At 70.7% G+C, this 23166-nt stretch carries 20 protein-coding genes and 2 pseudogenes; 11 read left to right on the forward strand and 11 right to left on the reverse strand.

The genetic code is table 11. The features are described 5' to 3' along the window. Window positions 1-45: 45 nt before the first annotated feature. Window positions 46-1554: a D-alanyl-D-alanine carboxypeptidase/D-alanyl-D-alanine endopeptidase gene (gene dacB, locus ACYSUO_RS34705; RefSeq protein ID WP_461780185.1), complete on the reverse strand. Its 1509-nt coding sequence runs from the start codon at window positions 1552-1554 to the stop codon at window positions 46-48. Between the two features lie 56 nt (window positions 1555-1610). On the opposite strand from dacB, the gene ACYSUO_RS34710 reads away from it, so the two are divergent. Together ACYSUO_RS34710 and ACYSUO_RS34715 are read left to right on the forward strand one after the other, a co-directional pair. After that, window positions 1611-2102 (forward strand): inorganic diphosphatase, encoded by a 492-nt coding sequence (locus tag ACYSUO_RS34710; protein WP_266711337.1) that lies wholly within the window; start codon window positions 1611-1613, stop codon window positions 2100-2102. Between the two features lie 122 nt (window positions 2103-2224). Continuing rightward, window positions 2225-3892 (forward strand): threonine/serine exporter family protein, encoded by a 1668-nt coding sequence (locus tag ACYSUO_RS34715; protein ID WP_461780186.1) that lies wholly within the window; start codon window positions 2225-2227, stop codon window positions 3890-3892. A 49-nt stretch (window positions 3893-3941) separates the two neighbouring features. On the opposite strand, the pseudogene ACYSUO_RS34720 reads toward ACYSUO_RS34715, so the two are convergent. Together ACYSUO_RS34720 and ACYSUO_RS34725 are read right to left on the reverse strand one after the other, a co-directional pair. Beyond that, window positions 3942-4607, reverse strand: a pseudogene (locus ACYSUO_RS34720) (DedA family protein); the annotation flags it as partial. A 141-nt stretch (window positions 4608-4748) separates the two neighbouring features. After that, window positions 4749-5507, reverse strand: coding sequence for a MerR family transcriptional regulator (locus ACYSUO_RS34725; RefSeq protein WP_461780187.1), 759 nt, complete (start codon window positions 5505-5507; stop codon window positions 4749-4751). A gap of 122 nt (window positions 5508-5629) precedes the next feature. Here ACYSUO_RS34725 and ACYSUO_RS34730 point away from each other — a divergent pair, with 122 nt between their 5' ends. Beyond that, complete coding sequence (locus tag ACYSUO_RS34730; RefSeq protein ID WP_461780188.1) at window positions 5630-6922, forward strand: ion channel protein; 1293 nt, start codon at window positions 5630-5632, stop codon at window positions 6920-6922. Window positions 6923-6971: 49 nt separating this feature from the next. Next, entirely contained in the window at window positions 6972-8399 is a 1428-nt protein-coding gene (locus tag ACYSUO_RS34735; protein ID WP_461780189.1) for a glutamate decarboxylase, read from the forward strand. Window positions 8400-8401: 2 nt separating this feature from the next. On the opposite strand, the gene ACYSUO_RS34740 is transcribed toward ACYSUO_RS34735, so the two are convergent. The 3 genes from ACYSUO_RS34740 to ACYSUO_RS34750 all read right to left on the reverse strand — a co-directional run bounded on the left by ACYSUO_RS34740 (window position 8402) and on the right by ACYSUO_RS34750 (window position 10833). Further along, entirely contained in the window at window positions 8402-9178 is a 777-nt protein-coding gene (locus tag ACYSUO_RS34740) for an ABC transporter permease (RefSeq protein WP_461780190.1), read from the reverse strand. Beyond that, complete coding sequence (locus ACYSUO_RS34745) at window positions 9175-10101, reverse strand: ATP-binding cassette domain-containing protein (protein ID WP_461780191.1); 927 nt, start codon at window positions 10099-10101, stop codon at window positions 9175-9177. Before ACYSUO_RS34745 ends, ACYSUO_RS34740 begins: the two co-directional genes overlap by 4 nt. 90 nt (window positions 10102-10191) lie before the next feature. Further along, window positions 10192-10833: a PadR family transcriptional regulator gene (locus tag ACYSUO_RS34750; protein ID WP_461780192.1), complete on the reverse strand. Its 642-nt coding sequence runs from the start codon at window positions 10831-10833 to the stop codon at window positions 10192-10194. 547 nt (window positions 10834-11380) lie between these two features. Between ACYSUO_RS34750 and ACYSUO_RS34755 the strand changes: the two genes are divergently transcribed. Beyond that, window positions 11381-11623 carry a DUF397 domain-containing protein gene (locus ACYSUO_RS34755; protein WP_266711349.1) on the forward strand — a complete coding sequence of 81 codons (243 nt, stop codon included), beginning with the start codon at window positions 11381-11383 and terminating at the stop codon, window positions 11621-11623. A 20-nt stretch (window positions 11624-11643) separates the two neighbouring features. Here ACYSUO_RS34755 and ACYSUO_RS34760 read toward each other — a convergent pair whose 3' ends face one another. Further along, entirely contained in the window at window positions 11644-12141 is a 498-nt protein-coding gene (locus tag ACYSUO_RS34760) for an ATP-binding protein (RefSeq protein ID WP_461780193.1), read from the reverse strand. A 260-nt stretch (window positions 12142-12401) separates the two neighbouring features. Between ACYSUO_RS34760 and ACYSUO_RS34765 the strand changes: the two genes are divergently transcribed. From ACYSUO_RS34765 to ACYSUO_RS34775, 3 genes are all read left to right on the forward strand, one after another. Further along, entirely contained in the window at window positions 12402-13298 is an 897-nt protein-coding gene (locus ACYSUO_RS34765; RefSeq protein WP_461780194.1) for a helix-turn-helix domain-containing protein, read from the forward strand. 98 nt (window positions 13299-13396) lie between these two features. Further along, window positions 13397-14854, forward strand: a complete 1458-nt coding sequence (locus ACYSUO_RS34770; RefSeq protein ID WP_461780195.1) for an aldehyde dehydrogenase family protein — start codon at window positions 13397-13399, stop codon at window positions 14852-14854. Between the two features lie 25 nt (window positions 14855-14879). Further along, complete coding sequence (locus ACYSUO_RS34775) at window positions 14880-15404, forward strand: hypothetical protein (protein ID WP_461780196.1); 525 nt, start codon at window positions 14880-14882, stop codon at window positions 15402-15404. A gap of 34 nt (window positions 15405-15438) precedes the next feature. Here the strand turns inward: ACYSUO_RS34775 and ACYSUO_RS34780 are convergent, their stop codons facing one another. Beyond that, window positions 15439-18036, reverse strand: a complete 2598-nt coding sequence (locus tag ACYSUO_RS34780; RefSeq protein WP_461780197.1) for an FUSC family protein — start codon at window positions 18034-18036, stop codon at window positions 15439-15441. A gap of 52 nt (window positions 18037-18088) precedes the next feature. Continuing rightward, the gene (locus ACYSUO_RS34785) at window positions 18089-18439 is read right to left on the reverse strand and encodes an ArsR/SmtB family transcription factor (RefSeq protein ID WP_461780207.1); all 351 of its coding nucleotides are present in this window, start codon (window positions 18437-18439) and stop codon (window positions 18089-18091) included. Window positions 18440-18578: 139 nt separating this feature from the next. Here ACYSUO_RS34785 and ACYSUO_RS34790 point away from each other — a divergent pair, with 139 nt between their 5' ends. Beyond that, window positions 18579-19682 (forward strand): Gfo/Idh/MocA family protein, encoded by a 1104-nt coding sequence (locus ACYSUO_RS34790; RefSeq protein ID WP_461780198.1) that lies wholly within the window; start codon window positions 18579-18581, stop codon window positions 19680-19682. Between the two features lie 4 nt (window positions 19683-19686). Here ACYSUO_RS34790 and ACYSUO_RS34795 read toward each other — a convergent pair whose 3' ends face one another. Both ACYSUO_RS34795 and bla read right to left on the reverse strand, forming a co-directional pair. Then, the gene (locus ACYSUO_RS34795; RefSeq protein ID WP_461780199.1) at window positions 19687-20811 is read right to left on the reverse strand and encodes a DUF2786 domain-containing protein; all 1125 of its coding nucleotides are present in this window, start codon (window positions 20809-20811) and stop codon (window positions 19687-19689) included. Between the two features lie 30 nt (window positions 20812-20841). Further along, window positions 20842-21822 (reverse strand): class A beta-lactamase, encoded by a 981-nt coding sequence (bla, locus tag ACYSUO_RS34800; RefSeq protein ID WP_461780200.1) that lies wholly within the window; start codon window positions 21820-21822, stop codon window positions 20842-20844. Between the two features lie 64 nt (window positions 21823-21886). Between bla and ACYSUO_RS34805 the strand changes: the two genes are divergently transcribed. After that, entirely contained in the window at window positions 21887-22729 is an 843-nt protein-coding gene (locus tag ACYSUO_RS34805) for a nitrilase-related carbon-nitrogen hydrolase (protein WP_461780201.1), read from the forward strand. A gap of 117 nt (window positions 22730-22846) precedes the next feature. Then, window positions 22847-23166 (forward strand): annotated as a pseudogene (locus ACYSUO_RS34810) (bifunctional 3'-5' exonuclease/DNA polymerase); the annotation flags it as partial.

Consider the following 23166-nt stretch of genomic DNA (forward strand, 5'->3'; position numbering starts at 1 on the left):
CCCCGGAGTGCCGCCCCACTTCGGCCCCTGGAAACCCTTAAGGGTTCACCTGCAGCCGCAGTTGGCGACCGAGGAGGCGAGGCGGTCGAGGCCCGACTGGGCGGCCTTGGGGTCCGTGGCGCCCTCCGTCATGAAGGCGAAGACGAGGAGGCGTCCGTCGGCGTCGACGACCGTCCCTGCGAGCGTGTTGACGCCGGTGAGGGTGCCGGTCTTGGCGCGGACCAGGCCCGTTCCGGAGGCGTCGGCGGCGTCCTCGTAGCGGCTCGCGAGGGTTCCCGTGAAGCCGGCGACCGGCAGGCCCGTGAGGACGGAGCGCAGCTCCGGGCGGGACGGGTCGGCGGCCTTGGCGAGCAGTCCCGTGAGCAGGTCGGCGGAGACCTTGTCGGCGCGGTCGAGGCCGCTGCCGTCGGCGAAATGGGTGTCCTTGAGCGGCAGCCGGAGCTTTCCGAGCTGCTTCTCGACGGCCTTGCCCGCGCCGTCGAAGTCGTGGCTCGTGCCCGCGGCGATCGCGGTCTGCCGGGCGAGCGCCTCGGCGATGTCGTTGTCGCTGTGCGTCAGCATCCGCTCGACGAGCGCGGAGAGCGGCGGCGAGGACACCTTCGCGAGCTTCACCGCCTTGCCGGACGCCTTGCCGGACGCCTTGCCGGAGGCCGGGTCGCCCTTGATCTTGATGCCGCGGTCGCCGAGCAGGTCCGCGAACTTCTTCGCCGCGGCCGCCGCCGGGTCGACCTCGCGTGTGGCCGGGCCGCTGTCGGAGTCGTCGGTGCGGGCCTCGTCGGCCATCAGGGACGTGACCCGGGCGAGGTTCTCGTTGGGGCCGATGGGGTGGATGTCGGGGCCCGAGTACAGCGAGGTGTCGTACGTGAGGGCCACCTCGGTGGTGTCCCGCTTCTTCAACGACTTGGCGGTCTCGTCGGCGAGAGTGCCCAGGTCGGCGGCACCGTAAGGATTCTTCCCGCGGGCCGTCAGGGTCGGATCGCCGCCGCCCACCAGAATCAGCTTCTTGGAGCCTTTCTCCAGGGCCGTACGGGTGGCGATGCGGTGGTCGGGGCCCGCGGCCGAGAGGGCCGCCACCGCCGTGGCCAGCTTCGTCGTGGACGCCGGGGTGAGGGTGTCACCCGGCGACCTTCCGTAGAGCCTCTTTCCGGTGACGGCGTCGACGACCGCGGCCGTGCGCCGGCCGCCCAGCGCGGAGCCCTTCAGGAGCGGGTCGAGCACATCGGCCAGGGCGCTCTTCGTGGGGCCCGGCACGGCCGCGCCGGGGGCCGCGAGGACCACGGGAGCGCGCGGCGCCGCCTCGGCCGCACGGCCGTGATCTGCGCCACCTCCGGTCTCCGAGGAGGCGGCCCGGTCGGCCTCGGCCTTACGCTGACCGGAAGCGTCCCAGGGACCGGCCGCGACCGTCACGACGGCCGCGAGGGCGAGACCCACCGCCGTCGCGCCCACCGTGACGTGCTTGGCCTTGGATCCGGCAACAGTCTTCGCCGCACTCTTCACGAGCTGCGAAGCCTTCGGCTCCGGCACCGCGGACCAGCCCCTTTCGCGATCACACATCTGCGTAGGGGACACTTAACCACCAGACGTTTGTGTTGATCATTGAGGAGCCACCGGTGGAGTTCGACGTCCTGATCGAGATTCCGAAGGGATCGCGGAACAAGTACGAGGTCGACCACGAGTCCGGTCGTATCCGCCTCGACCGTCGTCTGTTCACGTCGACCGCGTACCCGACGGACTACGGCTACGTCGAGGACACCCTCGGCGAGGACGGCGACCCGCTGGACGCCCTGGTCATCCTGGACGAGCCGACGTTCCCGGGCTGCCTCATCAAGTGCCGCGCGATCGGCATGTTCCGGATGACGGACGAGGCCGGCGGCGACGACAAGCTGCTGTGCGTCCCGGCGACGGACCCGCGGATGGAGCACCTGCGCGACATCCAGCACGTCTCGGAGTTCGACCGCCTGGAGATCCAGCACTTCTTCGAGGTCTACAAGGACCTGGAGCCCGGCAAGTCCGTCGAGGGCGCCGACTGGGTCGGCCGTACCGAGGCCGAGGCCGAGATCGAGCGTTCCTACAAGCGCGCGCAGGACAACGGCGGCCACTGAGCCCCCAGCGTTCACATCCGGGCCGCCCCCCTGGGGCGGCCCGTTCGCGTGTCTGTGCGCATACTGAGGCTTACGGGGAGTACAGCGATACGCAGCGATGTGAAGGGCGAGGAACGACAGAGGTGACGGAGCGGGAGTCCGAGGCCCCCGAGGATCGCAAGCCGCAGTCCGACGAGGCACGCAGCGCGTTCACACAGCCGATCGGGATCATCACGCCGCCTCCAGTGGTCGAAGAGGACTCTTCGACGACTTCGGAGTTCGCGGTGCCCAATGGGCTGAGCGTGCAGGCACCGGAGCCGGTGGACACGGAGGGCTCGGCGTTCACGCCGCCGCGGACGTACAGCGCCCGCGAGTCGCCGCCCGCGTTCACTCCCCCGCAGGGCATCCCCATGGTCAGGCTGACCAAGGAGGCGCCCTGGCAGGACCGGATGCGCACCATGCTGCGGATGCCGGTCGCCGAGCGGCCCGCCCCCGAGCTGGTGCAGAAGCACGACGACGAGACCGGCCCGGCCGTTCCGCGCGTGCTCGACCTGACGCTGCGTATCGGGGAGCTGCTGCTGGCCGGTGGTGAGGGCGCCGAGGACGTGGAGGCGGCGATGTTCGCCGTGTGCCGGTCCTACGGGCTCGACCGCTGCGAGCCGACAGTAACGTTCACTCTGCTGTCGATCAGCTTCCAGCCGTCCCTGGTGGACGACCCGGTGACGGCCTCGCGCACCGTGCGGCGCCGCGGCACCGACTACACGCGCCTCGCGGCCGTGTACCGGCTCGTCGACGACATCAGCGACGAGGAGACCGAGGTCTCCCTGGAGGAGGCCTACCGGCGCCTCGCCGAGATCCGCCGTAACCGGCACCCCTACCCGGGCTGGGCGCTCACCGGGGCGAGCGGGCTGCTCGCCGGGTCCGCCTCGATCCTGGTCGGCGGTGACCTGCTGGTGTTCCTGGTCGCCGCGATCGGCGCCATGCTCGGCGACCGGCTCGCGTGGCTCTGCGCGGGGCGCGGGTTCCCGGAGTTCTACCAGTTCACGGTGGCCGCGATGCCGCCCGCCGCGATCGGCATCCTGCTGACCCTCGCGAACGGCTACGTGGACGTGCAGTCGTCCGCGGTGATCACCGGTGGACTGTTCGCACTGCTGCCCGGGCGGGCGCTCGTGGCCGGTGTGCAGGACGGTCTGACCGGCTTCTACATCACGGCGGCCGCCCGCCTCCTGGAAGTCATGTACTTCTTCGTGGGCATCGTCATCGGTGTCCTGTTGATGCTCTACGTAGGCGTGCAGCTGAACGCCTCGCTCAACCCGGAGGCGGCGTTGCAGGCCGGCAACCGGCCGGTCTGGCAGATCGTCGCCTCGATGTCGCTGTCGCTGGCGTTCGCCGTGCTGTTGCAGCAGGAGCGGGCGACCGTGCTCGCCGTGACGCTCAACGGCGGGGTCGCGGGGCTGATCTTCGGGGCCCTGCACTACCAGGGCGGGATCTCGCCGGTGGCCGCGACGGCCGCGGCGGCGGGGCTCGTCGGCCTGTTCGGGCAGCTCTTCTCGCGGTACCAGTTCGCGTCGGCGCTGCCGTACGTCACGGCCGCGATCGGCCCGCTGCTGCCCGGTTCGGCGACGTACTTCGGTCTGCTGGCGATCGCCCACAGCGACGTGAACGGCGGCCTGCTGTCGCTGTCCAAGGCGGCGGCGCTCGCCCTCGCCATCGCGATCGGCGTGAACCTCGGTGGCGAGGTCTCCCGCCTGTTCCTGCAGGGGCCGGGCGCCGCGGGCCGGCGCGCGGCCAAGCGCACCAGGGGCTTCTAGGGCCCCTCGTCGGCCGGGTCTAGCGCTTCGCGTGCCGGCGGCGCGTCGGCGCGGGTGCGGCCTCTCCGGCCTGTGCGGACCGGGCGGCCTCCTTCTTCGACTTGCCGCGGGCCCGCAGGAACTCGATCGCGATCGGCACCACCGAGACCAGGACGATCAGGATCAGGATCGCCTCGATGTTCTTGTGCACGAACTCGATGTTGCCGAGCCAGGAGCCGAGCAACGTCACGCCCGCGCCCCACAGCACGCCGCCGATCACGTTGAACGTGAGGAACGAGCGGTACTTCATGCCCGAGACGCCCGCGATGATCGGCGTGAACGTACGGACGATGGGCACGAAGCGGGCCAGGACCAGGGACTTGGGCCCGTGCTTCTCGAAGAACTCGTGCGCCTTGGTGACGTTCTCCTGCTTGAAGAGCCGGGAGTCCTCGCGCTTGAAGAGCGAGGGTCCGACCTTCTTGCCGAACATGTAGCCCGCCTGGTCGCCCAGGATCGCGGCGAGGCAGATCAGCCCGATGGCACCCCACAGCGGGAAGTCCAGCTGCTTCGAGGTGATCAGCAGACCCGTGGTGAACAGCAGCGAGTCGCCCGGCAGGAAGAAGCCGATCAGCAGGCCCGACTCGGCGAACACGATGAGCAGCAGGCCCCAGATGCCGAACGTGTTCAGCAGATAGTCCGGGTCCAGCCAGCTTGGTCCTAGAGCAAGCGTCATCACGGGTCCGGACTCCTGAGGGGCTTCGGTGGCTAAGGCAGGGCAAGGCAATGGCGGTGCAAAGTTATCAACGCCGATCGTCCTCGCCAGGTTCCAGTGGCCCCCTCAGGATGCACTGTGCGGAAACTGTGGCATACCTGTGGTTCAGCCGTTCCGCACCGAGTTGGCGTGGATCGCCGCGCTCAGGTGGTCGGCGAGGCCCTCACCGAGGGCGTCGTAGTACGCCTTGAACCGTTCGTCGGCCACGTACATGGCGCCGAGACAGGCGTGCATCTCGTGCGGGCAGTCGTAGAACCAGCGCGAGATCTGGTCGCGGTGCTCCTCGGCCAGGTCCATGGCGCGCTCGCCGTCCGCCGGTTCGCCGGCCGCGACGAGGGCCGCGTAGCGCGCGAGCCAGTCGTCGTTCTCGGCCTTCATGCGCAGCCAGTCCTCCTTGGAGTACGTCGCGACCCGCCGCTGCGACTCGGCGTACGCCGCCGTGTTGCCCCAGCGCTGCTCGGTCTCCTCGGAGTACTCCTCGGGGTCCTTGTCCCCGAAGACCTCGAAGCGCTCTTCCGGTGTGAGCTGGATGCCCATCTTCTGTGCCTCCATGGCGTGTTCGACGGCCTCTGCCATCTTCTGGAGCTTCTCGATGCGGGCGGTCAGCAGGTCGTGCTGGCGCCGCAGGTGTTCGCGCGGGTCGGATTCCGGGTCGTCCAGCAGGGCCTGGATCTCGTCGAGCGGGAAGCCGAGCTCCCGGTAGAAGAGGATCTGCTGGAGCCGGTCGAGGTCGGCCTCGCCGTACCGGCGGTGTCCCGCGGTGCTGCGCTCGCTCGGGGCGAGCAGGCCGATCTCGTCGTAGTGGTGCAGGGTGCGCACCGTGACTCCGGCGAAACGGGCGACCTGACCCACGGAGTGGCTCATCCGCCGTACCTCCTTTCTCGTACGTGATTCAGCTTGGGGCCTCACGTGACGTGAGGTGCAAGTCGATTGCGTCGGCGGGTTTTCGGGGTGTTATGCCGTTTATGTCCGCCTAAGGTGGCGCCGTGAGCACGCATACCGAGATCGAATCGCCGCCCCCGCCCGCCGTGTCCGCTCGCGCCCTGCTGCCGCTCGTCCTGCCCGCGCTGGTGGTGGGCGTCGGCTGCAGCGTGCTGTTCCTCGCGCTCGACTGGATCGCGGAGAAGCTGGCCGACCTGGTGTGGGAGGACCTGCCCGACGCGCTCGGCATCGGCGGCTACTCCTCGCTGTGGATCATCGTGATGCTCACCGTCACGGGCGTCCTCGTCGGGCTCGTGGTCTGGAAGGTGCCGGGGCACGCGGGCCCCGACCCCGCGACGATGGGCCTCGGCGGCGAGGCCCCGCTGCCGCCGTACGTGCTGCCGGGGCTCGCGCTCGCCGCGGCGCTGATGCTGGCCGGCGGGCCGAGCCTGGGCCCGGAGAACCCGATCATCGCGGTGAACGTGGGGCTCGCGTTCTGGCTCGGCAAGAAGCTGGTGCCGAACTCGCAGGCGGCGATGTGGGTGAGCCTCGCGACGGCGGGGACCATCGGCGCCCTGTTCGGTACGCCGATCGCGGCCGCGCTGCTCGTCTCGGAGACGCTGGCCGGGAAGGCGATGCCGATGAAGGGCTCGCTGTGGGACAACATGTTCGGGCCGCTGCTCGCGGCGGCAGCCGGCTCCATGACCACCGGCCTGATCGCCTCGCCCTCCTTCGACCTGGGCCTGCCGGCCCTGAGCGATCCCGACTGGCGCGACCTCCTGGCCTCGATCGTCATCGCGTGCGCCGCCGCGGTGTTCGCGATGGCCGCCGTCTACGCCTTCCCCTACGCGCACCGCGCCTTCGGCCGCCTCGGCCACCCGATGCTGACGCTTCCGCTGGGCGGGCTCGTGCTCGGCCTGCTCGGGGCGCTCGGCGGCGAACTGACGCTGTTCAAGGGGCTCGCGGAGGTCAAGGAGATCGCCGCGTCGCCGGACGGCTGGTCGGCCGGGGAGTTCGCCCTGATGACCGTGGTGAAGCTGGCGGCGCTGCTCATCGCCGCCACGTGCGGGTTCCGGGGCGGGCGGATCTTCCCCGCCGTCTTCGTGGGCGCGGCCTTCGGTCTTTTCGCCCACGCGCTCGTACCCGGCGTGAATCCGTCGGTCGGCATCGCGGCCGGGGTGCTCGGGGTGCTGCTCGCGGTCACCCGGCAGGGCTGGGTCAGCCTCTTCACGGCGGCCGTCCTGGTCGCGTCCCCCGCGATCATCGCCCTCATGTGCATCGCATCTTTGCCCGCCTGGCTACTGGTGACGGGACGCCCCCAGATGCAACTGTCTGAGGACGGATCGGCGATCCGCTGAAGCGTTGACAACCGTACAACTTCCGTTGCTCGCAAAGGAGTTGCCCCTCATGTCACCTCTGCATCAGAGCCCGGCCGACCGCTACGGCAAACCCGACGAGCGCCCCGTCGCCGTCAACCCCTTCTACGGGGAGGCGAATCCGACGGCCGGGATGACGGACGCCCCGCCCAAGCACCGGATGCCGAACGGCCCGCTCGCGCCCATGACCGCGTACCAACTCGTCCGTGACGAGCTGATGCTGGACGGGAACGCGCGGCTCAACCTCGCCACCTTCGTCACCACGTGGATGGAGCCCCAGGCGGGCGTCCTCATGGACGAGTGCCGGGACAAGAACATGATCGACAAGGACGAGTACCCGCGGACGGCGGAGCTGGAGCGGCGCTGCGTCGCCATGCTCGCCGACCTGTGGAACGCGCCCGACCCCTCCGCCACCGTGGGGTGCTCGACCACCGGGTCGAGCGAGGCGTGCATGCTGGCCGGGATGGCGCTCAAGCGGCGCTGGGCGCACAGGAACGCCGACCGCTACCCCTCGCGCGAGGCCCGCCCCAATCTCGTCATGGGCGTGAACGTGCAGGTGTGCTGGGAGAAGTTCTGCAATTTCTGGGAGGTGGAGGCGCGGCAGGTGCCCATGGAGGGCGACCGGTTCCATCTCGATCCGGCCGCGGCGGCGGAGCTGTGCGACGAGAACACGATCGGCGTCGTCGGCATCCTCGGCTCCACCTTCGACGGCTCGTACGAGCCGATCGCCGAACTGTGCGCCGCGCTCGACGAGTTGCAGGCGAAGACGGGTCTCGACATCCCCGTGCACGTGGACGGGGCGTCGGGCGCGATGGTCGCGCCGTTCCTCGACCCGGATCTGGTGTGGGACTTCCGGCTGCCGCGGGTGGCGTCGATCAACACGTCGGGGCACAAGTACGGGCTCGTCTACCCGGGAGTCGGGTGGGCGCTGTGGCGCGACGCGGAGGCGCTTCCGGAGGAACTCGTCTTCCGGGTCAACTACTTGGGCGGCGACATGCCGACCTTCGCGCTCAACTTCTCGCGGCCGGGAGCCCAAGTGGTCGCGCAGTACTACACGTTCCTACGCCTCGGCAGGGAGGGCTTCCGGGCCGTCCAGCAGGCGACGCGGCAGGTGGCGCGCGGGCTCGCCGACCGGATCGAGGCGCTCGGCGACTTCCGACTCCTCACGCGGGGCGACGAGTTGCCGGTGTTCGCGTTCACCACGACGCCGGAGGTGAAGGCGTACGACGTGTTCGACGTGTCGCGCCGCCTTCGGGAGCGGGGGTGGCTGGTGCCGGCGTACACCTTCCCGGCGCACCGGGAGGATCTGGCGGTGCTGCGGGTGGTGTGCCGCAACGGGTTCTCGTCCGACCTGGCGGAACTCCTGCTGGAGGACCTCGGCCAGCTCCTGCCGGAGCTGCGCAAGCAGCCGCACCCCACCGTTCCGGACAAGGGTGCGGCCACCGGGTTCCACCACTGAGCTCAGTGGCTCAGCCGCGCGAACCTCCGTACCGCCAGAGGGAAGAAGACCGCCACGAGCCCCACCGGCCACGCCACCGCGAGCAGCACCTCGTCGGCGCCGCCTGGGTTGCCGAAGAGGTGGCGGACCGAGGAGGCCGTGGCCGACATCGGGTTCCACTCCACCACCGTGCCCAGCCAGTCCGGCATGGTGGACGGCACCGCAAAGGCGTTGGAGAGGAACCCGACCGGCCACACCAGGATCTGCACGGCCTGCACCATCTCCGGCTTCCCCGCCACCATGGCCAGGTAGATCCCCATCCACAGCATCGCGAAGCGCAGCAGGAGCAGCAGGCCGAAGGCCCCGAGCACCGCGCCGAACGAGCCGTGCACACGCCAGCCGATGGCGAGGCCGACGCCGGCCATGACCACGATCGACGCCGTCGACTGCAGCATGTCCGCCACCGAACGGCCCACGAGGACCGCCCCGTTGGTCATCGGCATGGAACGGAACCGGTCGATCACCCCCTTGTTGAGGTCCTGGGTGACCGCCACCATCGTCGACTCCAGGCCGAACGCCATGGTCAGCGCGAGCATGCCGGGGACGAGGAAGGCCACATAGCCGTCGGAGCCGCCCTCGACGCCCTTGCCGCCCCCGATCAGGTAGCCGAACATCACGAGCAGCATCACGGGGAAGACCAGGCCGACCACGATCTGGACCGGCTGCCGTGCCCAGTGGGCGAGTTCGCGCCGGGTCATCGTCCAGGAGTCGGTGACCGCCAAGGCCGCGGGTGTACTCATGCGGGGACCTCCGTCAGATGCAGGAACACCTCGTCGAGCGTGGGGCGGCGCAGCGCCACGTCCTCCGCCTCGACACCGGCCTCCTGAAGGGCTCGTACGACGTCGGTGAGCGCGGCCATCCGGTCGGTCACCGGGGCGCTCACCAGGCGGCGGTCGGCGTCGACCGTGGCGCCCGGGGGCAGCATCGAGGCGACGAGCGGCAGCTGCGCCGCGCCCCGGACCACGACGTCGATCCGGTCGCCGCCCAGCTTCGCCTTCAGCTCGTCCGGGCTGCCGTCCGCCACGACCCGGCCCCGGTCGACCACCGAGACCCGGTCGGCCAGCTGGTCCGCCTCCTCCAGGTACTGCGTGGTCAGCAGCACCGTGGTGCCGCCGCCGACCAGTGAGCGCACCGCGTCCCAGACCTCGGCGCGGCCGCGCGGGTCGAGGCCGGTCGTCGGCTCGTCGAGGAAGAGGACCTCCGGCTCCGTGATGAGCGACGCGGCGAGGTCGAGGCGGCGCCGCATGCCGCCGCTGTACGCCTTGACCGCCTTGCGGCCGGTGTCCCCGAGGCCGAAGCGGGCCAGGAGTTCGTCGGCCCGCACGCCCGCGCGCCGGGCGCCCAGGTGGTGGAGCCGGCCGAACATCTCCAGGTTCTGCCGGCCGCTCAGCTCCTCGTCGAGGGCCGCGTGCTGGCCGAGCAGGCCGATGCGGTGGCGGACCGCGTCCGGGGTGCGCCGCACATCGTGGCCCGCCACCTCGACGCGGCCCTCGTCGGCCCTCAGCAGCGTCGTCATGACGCGTACGGCGGTGGTCTTGCCCGCCCCGTTCGGCCCGAGCACGCCGTGCACGGTGCCCCGGCCCACCACCAGGTCGAGGCCGTCGAGTGCCGCCTTCTCCCCGTACCGCTTCCGCACTCCCTCGGCGACGATCGCGTCCGTCATCCGGCTCCCTCCGTTCGTTGCCACACGCACGTATTCAAATTTGACTAGATGGACGAAGGTAACCGAGGCGGACCCATTCGTCAAACTTGATTAGCCGTCGCGCTCCGCGGGTCGTTCCCCCGCCGCGAACGGGTTCTCCTGCCCCTCCGCGAGCACGCCGACAAAGGGTTCACCCTCGCCCGCGAAGGTGTAGGCGCCGCCCTCGATGCGGTCGATCAGGCCCTTGGTCCACTGCGCGCCGGTGTCGGCGGAGAAGACCCAGTGGTTCATGATCTCGCCGATGTGCCCCAGCTGCTCGGGGCCGTCCTCGGGCGTGTAGTACTCCGTGACGGAGCGCCGCCACTCCTCCATGCCGCGCACCCGCTCCTTGAGCAGACCCACGACCTCGTCGCGCGGCAGGTCCACCATGCAGCCGAGCGCCGCCGTGAGGATGTCGGGCCGCTGGTCGTACGAGGTCAGGGACGCGCGGACCAGGGCGAGGTACTCCTCCTGCCCCTGATCCGTGAGCTCGTACTCGGTGCGCGGCGGGCCGCCGACCGTGGAGGGCGCGACCTCATGGGCGCGCAGCAGCCCTTGCTTCGCCATCTGCTTGAGCGCGTGGTAGATCGAGCCCGGCTTGGCGTTCGACCACTCGTGGGCGCCCCAGTACTCCAGGTCGTTGCGTACTTGATAGCCGTGCGCGCGGCCGTGCTGGCGTACGGCCCCGAGAACCAGCAGACGGATCGCTGACATGCGCTCCAGCGTAGACGCCGGGGCACAGTGGCCCGCCGCCGGTCAAGCGCCGGGGCGCGCGCACCACCCGGCCGGGCCATGGCGAACCGCTTCGACGCGACCCGACCCACCCTCTCCGGCGAGGCCGGCTGCATCCCTACGGGCGGTTCCGGCGGAAGAAGCTGAGTGATCTCCGCGGTGGGCGGATCGGGATTCGGCCAATCCCGCGGACTGGACGACCCCTTGGGTGCTGTACGCCGAAGGCCGTGGGAGGCGCCTTTTCTTGCTTCATGAAGGATTCGATCCGGCCGACCCGGTCCTGCCGGTGGCTCGAAAGATCATGGACGGTGGTTGGCGTTCGCATGTAATGCGGGGGCCGGGGCAGGCGCTTTCCGAGCTGTAACTGCGAGAACACCCCGCGTGCACGTGCATCTGCCCATGCAGGGGCATATGAACGCAGCTATGATCCTGGGAAGTTGGGGCAGTTGATCACCGCTGTCCCGGCTTTCTCATTGTCCGCAGAATCATTCACTGTTACAGCACTGACAGCACCACCGGGGAGCGAACCGTGCACCACGTGTACAACGGCATGGCGGCCACGGAGTTGCACGGAGTGGTCTGGCAGAAGAGCAGGCACAGCAACTCGCAGGGATCCTGCGTGGAGTTCGCGAAGTTGCCCGGCGGAAGGATCGCCGTGCGCAACTCGAACTTTCCGGAGGGGCCCGCGCTCGTCTATACGCCCGCGGAGATAGAGGCGATGCTCCTCGGCGTGAAGGACGGGGAATTCGACCATCTGACGGCCGGGGCCTGACGGAGCGTCAATGACCTTTCTCACAGCCTGAAGAGCGCCCAGACGACCTTTCCGCTCAGCGTTCCGGCCAAGGGGTGCCAGCCCCAGCTGTCGGCGAAGGAGTCGACGAGGAACAGTCCGCGCCCCGACTCCGCCGAGAAGTCGGCGTCGATGTCCACCTCTTGGGCGGCCGGACTCTCGTCACTGGGATCACGCACCGCGCACACTACGCGCGAAGACCAATGCATCAAGTGGAGCCGCACGGGCGGATCGTGGCTGCGCGGGGTGTCCGCGGGAAGGCCGTGCCGCAGGGCATTGGTGACCAGTTCGGAGACGACGAGACAAATATCGTCGAAGCGCTCCAACGCCTCCCAGTCGGCGAGCGTTCTGCGGCTGAACTCCCGTGCGCAGCGCACCGCTTCATAGCGGGCGGGCAGAGCGCAGGACGCGGTACTGGAGACGGCCGAGGGGTCGACCGGAGGCAGGCTCTGCCTCCATGCATCTAAAGGCTCAAGCATGGTCGATCCGTTCGTCCCCATGCGAGGTACTCCCCATTTTCGCAGTACGCAGCGAGCGGTGGTGGTGGCGCCATCGTTCCGAATGCGTACAGCGGATGCAAGGGCAGATGCACGTGCACGCGCCCGACTTGAGGGCCCCCGTACCGCTTCTCGCGGATTTCTTCCTACGACTTCTTGCGCAGGTAGTTCGTGATCTTTCCGTTTCTGTAACCGAACGAGTACAGACGGGAGCGTTTTAATGGCAGACTTCGGCCGTGGACCAATGGGGAGGATGAAGAGACGTGACCGCTGGGGAGGCATGGGGGTCGCCCCAGGCGCTGAACTCTGGTGGAGGCTCGGTGGTGCGACGCATCCTGCTGGGCTCACAGCTGAGGCGCCTGCGGGAATCGCACGGGATCACCCGCGAGGCCGCCGGCTACTCGATTCGTGCCTCCGAATCGAAGATCAGCCGCATGGAGTTGGGACGGGTGAGCTTCAAGACGCGCGATGTCGCCGACCTGCTGACGCTGTACGGAGTCGATGACGAGGCGGAGCGCTCTGCGCTGCTCTCGCTCGCGAAAGAGGCCAACGTCGCGGGCTGGTGGCACAGTTACAGCGACGTGCTGCCCGGCTGGTTCCCGACGTACCTCGGGCTCGAAGGCGCCGCGACCCAGATCCGTGGCTACGAGGCCCAGTTCGTGCACGGTCTGCTGCAGACCGAGGACTACGCACACGCGGTCGTCGAGCAGGGCATGAAGGGCGCCGCGCGCGAGGACATCGAGCGGCGGGTCGCCCTGCGCATCGAGCGGCAGAAGCTGCTGGTCGACGAGCGGGCGCCGGAGGTGCACATCGTGCTCGACGAGGCCACGGTGCGGCGCGTACAGGGCGGCCGCAAGGTGATGCGCGGACAGCTGGAGCACCTGATCGAGCTGGCCTCGCTCCCCCATCTGACGCTTCAGATCATGCCGTTCAGCCACGGCTGGCACCCCGGCGAGTCCGGCACGTTCACCATTCTCACGTTCCCGGAATCCGATCTCTCGGACGTCGTCTTCCTCGAACAGCTCACCAGCGCGCTGTATTTGGACAAGCGCGAGGACGTGGCGCAGTACGGGAAAGCGATGACGGAACTCTCGGACCAGTGCCCCTCGCCCGAGGACAGTGTGCGACTGCTGCGTGACGCGCTGTCCGAATTGGCGTGAGTGGCCTGTGAGTTGATGAATTCCCTTCCTTAACTGCGGTTACCGGGCCGTACGATGACGTCACATCAGTGGTGCCCGGAGCTGCAGCAAGGGATTACATGTCCTACTTCACGGAACTGGACCGGCAGTACATCGACGGCTCGTGGCGTCCCGGACGCGGGGCGTGGGACATCATCGACTTCAATCCCTACAACGGGGACAAGCTCGCCTCCATCACCGTCGCCTCCGCCGAAGAGGTCGACGAGGCGTACCGCGCGGCCGAGCGGGTCCAGAAGGACTGGGCGGACACCAACGCGTACGCGCGCCGCGCCGTCTTCGAGCGCGCCCTGCGCCTCCTGGAGGACCGCGAGGAGGCGATCACCGAGGCGATCATCGACGAGCTCGGTGGTACGCGGGTCAAGGCCGGCTTCGAGCTGCACCTCGCCAAGGAGTTCCTGCGCGAGTCGGTCCAGCTGGCGCTGCGCCCGCAGTGCAGCGTGATCCCCTCGCCCGTGGACGGCAAGGAGAACCGGCTCTACCGGGTGCCGGTCGGGGTCGTCGGGGTCATCTCGCCGTTCAACTTCCCGTTCCTGCTGTCGCTGAAGTCCGTCGCGCCCGCGCTCGCGCTCGGCAACGGCGTGGTCCTCAAGCCGCATCAGAACACCCCGGTCACCGGCGGTTCGCTGATCGCGAAGCTCTTCGAGGACGCGGGCCTGCCGGCCGGTCTGCTCAACGTCGTCATCACCGACATCGCCGAGATCGGCGACGCGTTCCTGACCCACCCGGTGCCCAAGGTCATCTCCTTCACCGGCTCCGACCAGGTCGGCAGGCATGTCGCGACGGTCTGCGCCGCGCAGTTCAAGCAGTCGATCCTCGAACTCGGCGGCAACAGCGCGCTGACCGTGCTCGACGACGCCGACATCGACTACGCGGTGGACGCCGCGGTCTTCAGCCGGTACGTCCACCAGGGCCAGGTCTGCATGGCGGCGAACCGGATCCTCGTGGACCGCAAGGTGGAGAAGGAGTTCACGGAGAAGTTCGTGGCGAAGGTCTCCTCCCTCAAGGCGGGCGACCCGCGCGACCCCGAGACCGTCATCGGCCCGGTCATCAACTCCACGCAGGCGGAGGCGATTTCGAGCGTCGTCGCCACCGCGGTCGCCGAAGGCGCCAGCGCTCTCGTACGCGGGGGTGTGGACGGGAACATGGTCGAACCGGTCGTGCTCACCGGGCTGCCCGCCGACTCCCCCGTCCTGCGGCAGGAGATCTTCGGTCCTGTCGCACTGCTCATCCCGTTCGACGGGGACGAGGAGGCGGTGCGGATCGTGAACGACACCCCGTACGGGCTGAGCGGCGCCGTGCACACGAGCGACGTGGAGCGCGGGGTGGACTTCGCGCAGCGGATCGACACCGGCATGTTCCATGTGAACGACGGGACCGTGCACGACGAGCCGCTCGTCGCCTTCGGCGGGCAGAAGCAGTCCGGGATCGGGCGGCTGAACGGCGAGGCGACGCTGGAGGCGTTCACCACGCAGAAGTGGATTTCGGTGCAGCGGGGACGCTCGCAGTTCCCGTTCTGAGGACCTACTGAGGTTGGGAGACGTTGTGCGCAGCAGGACCGTGCGGTTCGGGGTGGGCGCTGCCGCCGTGGTGGCGGTGCTCGCACTCGGCGGGTGCAGCGGCGGCGGTGACGACGACGGTGGCGGCGGGAAGGCCGCGGGCTCGGACGACCCGAGTAAGAGCGCCTCGTCGGGCGGGAGTTCACCGTCCGACGGCCCGTCGTCCGGGAGTCCGTCGGCCGGGTCCGGGAGCAGTTCCGTGAAGGACGCCGAGGGCATCTGGAAGGCGTCCACCGGCGGCAAGCCCGTCGTCCTGGTCGTCGGCGCGAAGCAGGCCGCGCTGACCACCTCCGACGGGCACCTGTGCACCGGGACCCTGGCGGGCTCCGGCAAGCCGACGCTCACGCTCAGGTGCGCGGACGGGAACACCGACCGTACGAAGGGCACGGTCGAGTCCAACGACGGCAGCACGATGCGGGTCTCGTGGGACGCGGGTCAGAGCGACACGTTCAAGAAGTCGAAGGACGGCGAGTTGCCGACCTCCCTGCCCAGCGGCCTCCCAACGAACTGAGTCACCTCTGAGTCGGTTCAGAGTCAGTTCTGAGTCACCTCTGGTCGGTCGACTCCCGGGTCATCGGCGGTACGTCGGTGTCGAGCGCGTCGGAGAGCTCCTCCAGCGTCTCGAGGAACAGCCCCGCCCCGCGGCGCACCACCCGGTCGGGGACGCCCTCGCCGTCCCAGGCGTCGAGGGCCTCGCGGACCGGCGTCCAGCGCGGGATCCGGCGCTCGCGGATGGCCTGGGCGCCGTCGCGGGTCGCGGTGCGCAGCGCGTCGGCGAGCGCGTCCGCGGCGGGCACGGGGGTCGCGCCGCGCTCCGGCAGGTGCGCCTCCATCAGCATCACGACGCGGCCGATGTGGTGCAGGGCGTGCGCGGCCTCGTCGGCGGCGGCGTTGGAAAGGCCGCGGTGGCGTACGGGTTCGGTCTTGGCGCGGGCCGCGGCCTGTTCCCAGGCGATGTGCGCGTCACGGGCCTTCAGCAGGGCCTCGCGCACGTCCGGGCAGATCTTGCCCGCCGGGCTCGCGTAGTGGGCGACGACGGCGGCGGCGTACTCGCCGAGCGCGGCCAGCCAGTCGGCGAGCCGGGTGCGCAGGCGCGGGGTCTCCCAGGCCGGGTACAGGGCGTACGACAGCATGGCGAGGACGCCGCCGACGAGCGTGAGGACGACACGCTCCGGGACGGTCTGGCTCCACTCCTGCCCGCCCATGCCGAGCAGGAACACGACGTACATGGCGACGCAGCCCTGGGCGGCGAGCTGCCCCGTGCGCATCAGCAGGTACATGAGCCCCGCGCACACCACGGCGAGCACGGCGGAGAGATACGTGCCGGGGTGCGCCAGTTGCAGGATCGCGGTCGCCACGGTGACGCCGACGAGCGTGCCGCCGAACCGGGCCACCGCGCGTGAGTACGTCTGCGAGAAGTCGGGGCGCATCACCATCACGGCGGACATCGGCGCCCAGTAGCCGTGGCCGTACGGCAGGACGTCGCCGATGAGATACCCGGCGACGGCGACCGCGGCCACGCGGTTCGCATGCCGCAAGATCGGCGACCCGGGCCGCACCTCCCGCCGGATCGCTCGCGCGGCGACGGGGAGCAGTTGGAAGATGCTGGGGCGTCGCAGGGGCCGTGCGGGCGCGTCCGGCCTCTGCGGCGGCCGAGCGCTTTCAAGTCCCTGCGGCGGAGGGGCATTCCCAGGCCCTTGCGGGGGCTGAGCATTCTCGGCACCCTGCGGCGGCCGAGCGCTTTCTAGCCCCTGCGGGGGCTGGGCGTTTCCAGGCCCCTGCGGAGGCTGGGCGTTCCCAGGCCCTTGCGGGGGCTGAGCATTCTCGGCACCCTGCGGCGGATGGGCACTTTCAAGCCCCTGCGGCGATTGAGCAGCGGGGTCGGGGGCAGAGCCCCGAGGCGTGGGAGCGGACGCCGTGCCAGGGTCGGCGCCCTCGTCATCGGCGCGCGGCACCGTGGGCCGCCTTGCCCACCCTGCCGCCCCAGGCGGCAGATTGCCCAAGGCGGGGGCAGCGGCATCATCAGCCCCCGGCGGCGGAGCGGCACCCTCACGCCCCTGCGGCGGATGGGCATTTTCAAGCCCCTGCGGCGATTGAGCAGCGGGGTCCGGGGCGGAGCCCCGTGGCGTGGGTGCGGGGTCGTCGGCGCCGGACGGGCGGACGCCGCCTGCCGTTTCCAGGACGTCCTTCAGGAGGGACCCGAGGCGACTCGCGGCCCGCTGCGACGGCCCCGACAGGATCGCCCCGGTATCCGGGGACCGGAACGTCGCGATCGCCCCCGGCGGGATCTTCACCGGCGACCCGTGCCGGATGGCCCTCGCCGCGGCGTCAAGAATCGCCCCCGCCGCGGCAAGCAGCTCACGCACACGGTCCCGCTCCACCCCCTCCTCCGGCACCCCGACCGCCGGATCCGCCAAGGAGGCCAGCACCGGCCGGATCCGCTCCGCGAGCCCCCGCGCACCGTGCAGCTGCGCGGGCCGCGTCCGGGCCTGCCGAGGCGTGAGCGCGGCCGCGCTCCGCGCCAGCATCAGCGGCTCCGGATCGAACGCGGCGACGGGATCGTGCCGCAACCGCCGCGCGTAATCGGCCTCAGCCGCGAGCGCGTCGGCGAGCGCGTCGCGGTGCGCCCCCCATCTGCGTACGGGAAAGAGGATCACCAGCGCCGCCTGGACCAGGCCGCCGAAGGCCATCATCGCCGCGTGTCCCGCCGCCTCGGCGATCGTCGTCGGCAGGGTGATGGTCACGAGCATCATCGCGACGTTCGACGAGGCCATGATGCCGATGGTCGGCCCCGCCGCCCAGGCGAGACCGGCGAGATACGTCCACAACGCGAGCAGCGGCAGGAAGAAGACGAGGTGGGAGCCGGTGAGATAGCCGAGGAACGTCGAGATGCCGAGGCTCGCGCCGGAGGCGAGCGCCAGCTCGGGACGCGGCCGCCAGCTCCGCTGGAACGTGGCGATCGCCGCCTGGAACGCACCGAAGGCCGAACCGGCCGCCACCGCGGGACCGAACAACGTAAGGCTCACCGCGAGCACGATCGCGAGCCCCGCGGCACCGCGCAGAGCGATCAGCGGTTCGAGGCGCTTGCGCTCCACGGTCAGGCCCGAGCGCGTGGTCACCTTCAACGCCCGGAACCAGCTCATTTCGCCAGAATACGGGCATCAGCCGTTCCGGACGGCGAGGCCCACCCGCCCCCTAGTCCCCTTCGCGGAGCACCAGGTCCAGGAGGCCGGGAAAACGGGTGTCGAACTCGGCGCGGCGCAGCCGGTTGAGGCGCCGGGGCCCGGCGTCCCGCTGCTCGAGCAGGCCCGCCTCACGGAGCACGGAGAAGTGCCGGCTCAGCGTCGCCTTGGTGACCGGCACGTCGAAGGTGCCGCAGGTGTGCTCCCAGTCGGCGGCCCCGGCCAGCCCGCGCACGAGCATGCGGCGCACCGGGTCGGCGAGCGCGACGAGCGCGGCCTCCAGGGAGACGTCCGCCGGTTCGACATGCACCGGCGCCGCCCGATGGCTCGCCGTTCCGTCTGCCGCTGGCCGCGTGGCCACCATGTCGTCCTCCCGGTTCCCGGTGCCCACCCACGCCCTTGCGTTTCCGGTGTCCACCCTTGTCGAGTGTTCGATGATCTGCGTACACTCCGAGCGTTCGTTACTCGTCGAACACTCTAGTGCCTCACGAAGGAGCTCCGTCATGCCCTCCTCCCAGCAGCCCCCGGTCCGCGTGGGCATCGTCGGTCTCTCCGCCAAGCGAGGCTGGGCCGCCAGGGCCCACCTGCCCGCGCTGCGCCGACTCAAGGGTTTCGATGTGCGCGCGCTCTCCGCGAGCAGCGCCGAATCCGCGAGGGCGGCCGCCGAGAAGTACGGCATCGCCCACTCCTTCGGCACCGCCGCCGAGCTGGCCGCGTCCGACGAGGTCGACCTCGTCGTGGTCACCGTCAAGGTGCCGGACCACCGGGAGATCATCGAGTCCGCCCTCGCCGCGGGGAAGGCGGTGTTCTCCGAGTGGCCGCTGGGCGTCGATCTCGCCGAGGCCGAGGAGCTCGCAGCCCTCGCCGCGGAGCGCGGACTGCGCACCTTCACCGGCCTCCAGGCACGCTCCGCCCCGCTCGTACGCCACCTGCGCGACCTGATCGCGGACGGCTACGTGGGCGAGGTGCTGTCCACCAGCCTGGTGGCGTCCGGGCGCGGCTGGGGAGCGGAGGTGCCGGAGGGCAGCGCGTATCTCCTGGACCGGTCCACCGGGGCGAACATGCTGACCATCCCGTTCGGCCACACGCTGGACGGACTGATCTCGGTGCTGGGCGACTTCGACGAGGCCGCGCGGATCGGCGCCGTCACCGCCACCCGCCGCCGGGAGCTCAAGGACCCGCGTACCGGCGAGATCCTCCGGTCCGACGTCCCCGACCAGGTGGTGTTCGGCGGGGTGCTCGCCTCCGGCGCGGTGGCCTCCGTGCACTACCGGGGCGGCACGTCGCGCGGCACCGACTTCCTCTGGGAGATCAACGGCACCGAGGGCGACCTGGTCGTGACCGGCGACCACGGCCACCTCCAGATGGGCGACTACACCCTCACCGGGGCACGCGGCTCCGCCACCGAGCGCACCGAAATCGCCGTCCCCGAGCGCTACTTCGAGCCCGAGCTCGCGGAACTGCGCGGCACGGAGGCGTACAACGTCGGCGCCGCCTACGCCCAGCTCCACCGCGACCTGGCCGACGGCACGTCCGTCGTCCCCGACTTCGCGCACGCCGTCCGGCACCACCGACTGCTCGACCGCGTCGAGCGCGCGGCAGCCTGACGGCTCACCCTTCGAGGCGGGCCCGCTGCGCCGCGGCGACGCCCTCCTCCCAGCCCGCCCCGTCGGTGACGCCCCTCATCCGCGTCGTCACGGTCTCGGGGAACATCTCCTCGGCCCGCCCCGTGACCGCGACGTCCCGCGCGGCGAGCACCGGCAGCACCTCACCCGCCTCGCCCGCCTCACCCGTCACCCGCTCGGCGACGGCGGCGAGCCGGTCCCCGATCCGGTGCGCGTACGCGGCGAGGAACGACTGCCGGAAGGTCTTCGTACGCTTCCTGCCGCCCGCCCGCTGCTCGGCCTCCGCGCGCGTCATCGCGGCGGTGGCCTGCACGAGCAGCGACGTATGGAGGACCTCGACGACCTCCAGATCAGGCTCGAAGCCGACCACGGTCGAGAACCCGAACGCGGAGTTCCACACCGCGCGACAGCGATTGGCGCCCGCCACCGCGTCGAGGAGGACCGCCTTCGCCGTCTCGTAGGGGGCGTCGACACCGATCCGGCAGGCGCTGGGCGCGTCCTTCGCGTGCGTACGGGAGGCGAGCAGCGCCTCGTCGACCGAGTGCCGGGCCATCAGCTCCTGCGCCTTCGCCGACAGCGCCTCCGCCTCCGGCGGGTACCCGGTCCGCTCCGCCTTGGCGAGCAGCGCACGGATCTTCGCCAGGGCACGCGGCTCGCCCGCCACGGGGACGGTGATCGACTCCCCCGGCACCGGGCCGACCGGCTCGATGGCGGGCAGCCGCGCAAGCAGCCGGTACAGCTCCAGGGCGGTGGTGGCGCCCGTGAACCGGTCCGTGCGCGCGGGCTCCTCGGCCGGCAGCTCGGCGAGCTGGGCGGCCCAGCGCGGCGGCAGGTGCTCGTACCGCTCGGTCTCGGTGCGGATCAGGCGGGCCGCGAGCCGTTCGTGGGCCGCGTCAAGACCCTCCGCCCGTACGACCATCCGCAGCACGTCGGCCGGCTGCCAGCCGCGCTCCCACGCCCGCCGCACGAACTCCCGCCCCCGCAGGGCGAGTTCCGTGTCGGAGGAGGGGTCGGCGGCGAGCAGGGACGCGCCGGTGTCGAGATCGCCGCCGTCGTGGAGGGCGGCGGCGAAGGCCCGCTCGACCGTGCTGTCAATGCTCGTACCGCTCATACGCCCATGATCTCAGCCCCGCGGAACAGGTCAGGAGCCGAGCGACTCCACGATCAGCTCGGCGGCCCGCGCCACGAGCGGACTGTCGCCCTCGGCGTCCTTGTCCGGCTTGGTCGACAGAACGGAGAGGATCACCGGCGCCCCGTCCGGCGTCCAGGCGATGCCGACGTCGTTGGCGGTGCCGTACGAGCCGGTGCCGGTCTTGTCGCCGAGCACCCAGTCCGCGGGCAGGGCCTTGCGGAAACGTTCGGCGCTGGTGGTGTTGGCGAGCAGCCACTTCGTCAGCCGGTCGCGGTCGGCGGGGGCGAGGGCGCGGCCGAGGACGAGGCGGGCGTACGTCGTGCCGATCGCGCGGGGCGTGGTGGTGTCGGTGACGCGGCCCGGTTCGGCCGAGTTCAGCTCGGGCTCCCAGCGGTCGAGGCGGGTCGTGCGGTCGCCGACCGAGCGGCAGAAGCGGGTGACGGCGGTGGGGCCGCCGAGGTGCTCCATGAGGAGGTTGGCCGCGGTGTTGTCGCTGTACGAGATCGCGGCGCCGCACAGCTCGTCGACGGTCATCCCGTTCGCGAGGTTCTCCGCCTTGCCGGTTTCCGGGGCGCCGCCCGCGCGGTCGATGTCGGCCTGCGTGTAGTGGATGCGGCGGGCCAGGAACTCGCCGTTCTTGTCGAGGTCGCGCAGCACGGCGGCGACGGCGAGCGTCTTGAACGTGGAGCACATCGGGAAGCGTTCGTCGGCGCGGTGCCGGACGGTGCGCCCGGTGCGGACGTCGTGCGCGAACACGCCGAGGCGGGCGCCGTGCCGGCGCTCCAGGGCGGTGAAGCGGCCGCCGGCGGGGTGGGCGGTGCCGGTCGCCGCGTGGGCGACGGTGGTACCGGTGAGCGCGGTGACGCCGAGGGCGGTCGCGGTGGTCAGTAGAGCGCGGCGAGTGGTGGACACGGCAGGAGTTGGTCCCTTCAGCGCGACGACGGTCTGTTCGACCTGTACCTGTACGACGACGATCTTGCCCGTCCCCATGGTTGCGGCCTTGCCGGGACGGCCGAGATGCCGGGGGTCACCGTGACATGACAGGCTCGGGGGCATGAGAGTGGCACTGGCGCAGACCGACTGCGAACTCGGCGATGTGGACGCCAACCTGGACACGGCCCGCGAACAGATCGCGCAGGCCGGGGACCAGGGAGCGGACCTGGTCGTCTTCCCCGAACTGAGCCTGCACGGCTACCACCTGGGCGGCCTGAAGTCCGACACGTCGATCGCCACGAACGACCCGCGCCTGCTCGGCCTCACGACGCCGGACGGCCCCGACGTCATGGTGGGCCTGCACGAACACACCAGCCTGCGCGCGTACAACACCTCCGCGTACTACTCGGGCGGCGCCCTGCTGCACGCCCACCGCAAGCTGTACCTCCCGAACTACCTGGCCTGGGAGGAGCGCAAGCACGTCAGCCCCGGCCAGCACTCCCGCGCGTACGACCTGCCCGGCGACCACGGCCGGGCCGCGACGCTGGTCTGCAACGACGCGTGGCAGCCGGTGCTTCCGTGGCTGGCGGTGCAGGACGGCGCGGAGGTCCTGTTCGTCCCCGCGAACAGCGCGGCGACGCTCGACCCGGAGGCCATGGACACCACCCTCTACTGGGACACCCTCCTCTCCTACACGGCGAAGATGCTCCAGTGCTGGGTCGTCTTCGTGAACCGCGTCGGCAACGAGAACGGGGCGTCCTTCTGGGGCGGCTCCCGAGTCATCAGCCCGCGCGGCACGGCGGTGGCGCAGGCGCCGCAGTGGGAGCCGGGCCTCGTGACGGTCGACATCGACATCCACGAGGCCCGCCGCCAGCGCAGGGCGGTCCCCTTGGTGGCGGAGGCGCGGCTGGGGTTGATCGACCGCGAGGTCAGGCGTCTGATCGACGAGGGCGGCGACAGCTGACTCGCCGCGAAGGCGTTGCGGTCTCGGGGCTCTGCCCCGGACCCCGCTGCTCAATCGCCGCAGGGGCTTGATGATGGTCACCCATCGTTGTCAGTGCTGAATGTGACACTCGGCTACGTGACCGAACGATGGGCTCTCGCCCCCACCGAGCACGGCGGAGCGGACCTCGCCCCGCTGGGCCCGGACGGGCTGCCCGCAGGACCCGTCGTCCGGGAACCGGACCTCGCCGAGGCCGTCCGCACCCGACCGGAGGTCACCCGCTGGGTCTGGCGCGACACGCACGCCGTCTACCCGCACCTGCTCGCCGCCGGCGTCCGCGTCGACCGTTGCTACGACATCGAGGCCGCCGAGAACCTCCTGATCGCCCACGAGGGCCGACACGGCGACCCCCGTTCCGCCGCGGCGGCCCTCGCCCGCCTCAAGGGCGCCCCGGTCCC

This window comes from Streptomyces sp. UC4497 (assembly GCF_054871485.1).

Excerpts from the sequence above, each read along its gene's own strand:
- dacB (WP_461780185.1), bottom strand. The coding sequence starts at position 1,554 with ATGTGTGATCGCGAAAGGGGCTGGTCCGCGGTGCCGGAGCCGAAGGCT.
- ACYSUO_RS34725 (WP_461780187.1), bottom strand. The coding sequence starts at position 5,507 with ATGAGCCACTCCGTGGGTCAGGTCGCCCGTTTCGCCGGAGTCACGGTG.
- ACYSUO_RS34735 (WP_461780189.1), top strand. The coding sequence starts at position 6,972 with ATGTCACCTCTGCATCAGAGCCCGGCCGACCGCTACGGCAAACCCGAC.
- ACYSUO_RS34740 (WP_461780190.1), bottom strand. The coding sequence starts at position 9,178 with ATGAGTACACCCGCGGCCTTGGCGGTCACCGACTCCTGGACGATGACC.
- ACYSUO_RS34745 (WP_461780191.1), bottom strand. The coding sequence starts at position 10,101 with ATGACGGACGCGATCGTCGCCGAGGGAGTGCGGAAGCGGTACGGGGAG.
- ACYSUO_RS34750 (WP_461780192.1), bottom strand. The coding sequence starts at position 10,833 with ATGTCAGCGATCCGTCTGCTGGTTCTCGGGGCCGTACGCCAGCACGGC.
- ACYSUO_RS34760 (WP_461780193.1), bottom strand. The coding sequence starts at position 12,141 with ATGGGGACGAACGGATCGACCATGCTTGAGCCTTTAGATGCATGGAGG.
- ACYSUO_RS34770 (WP_461780195.1), top strand. The coding sequence starts at position 13,397 with ATGTCCTACTTCACGGAACTGGACCGGCAGTACATCGACGGCTCGTGG.
- ACYSUO_RS34780 (WP_461780197.1), bottom strand. The coding sequence starts at position 18,036 with ATGAGCTGGTTCCGGGCGTTGAAGGTGACCACGCGCTCGGGCCTGACC.
- ACYSUO_RS34785 (WP_461780207.1), bottom strand. The coding sequence starts at position 18,439 with ATGGTGGCCACGCGGCCAGCGGCAGACGGAACGGCGAGCCATCGGGCG.
- ACYSUO_RS34790 (WP_461780198.1), top strand. The coding sequence starts at position 18,579 with ATGCCCTCCTCCCAGCAGCCCCCGGTCCGCGTGGGCATCGTCGGTCTC.
- ACYSUO_RS34795 (WP_461780199.1), bottom strand. The coding sequence starts at position 20,811 with ATGAGCGGTACGAGCATTGACAGCACGGTCGAGCGGGCCTTCGCCGCC.
- bla (WP_461780200.1), bottom strand. The coding sequence starts at position 21,822 with ATGGGGACGGGCAAGATCGTCGTCGTACAGGTACAGGTCGAACAGACC.
- ACYSUO_RS34805 (WP_461780201.1), top strand. The coding sequence starts at position 21,887 with ATGAGAGTGGCACTGGCGCAGACCGACTGCGAACTCGGCGATGTGGAC.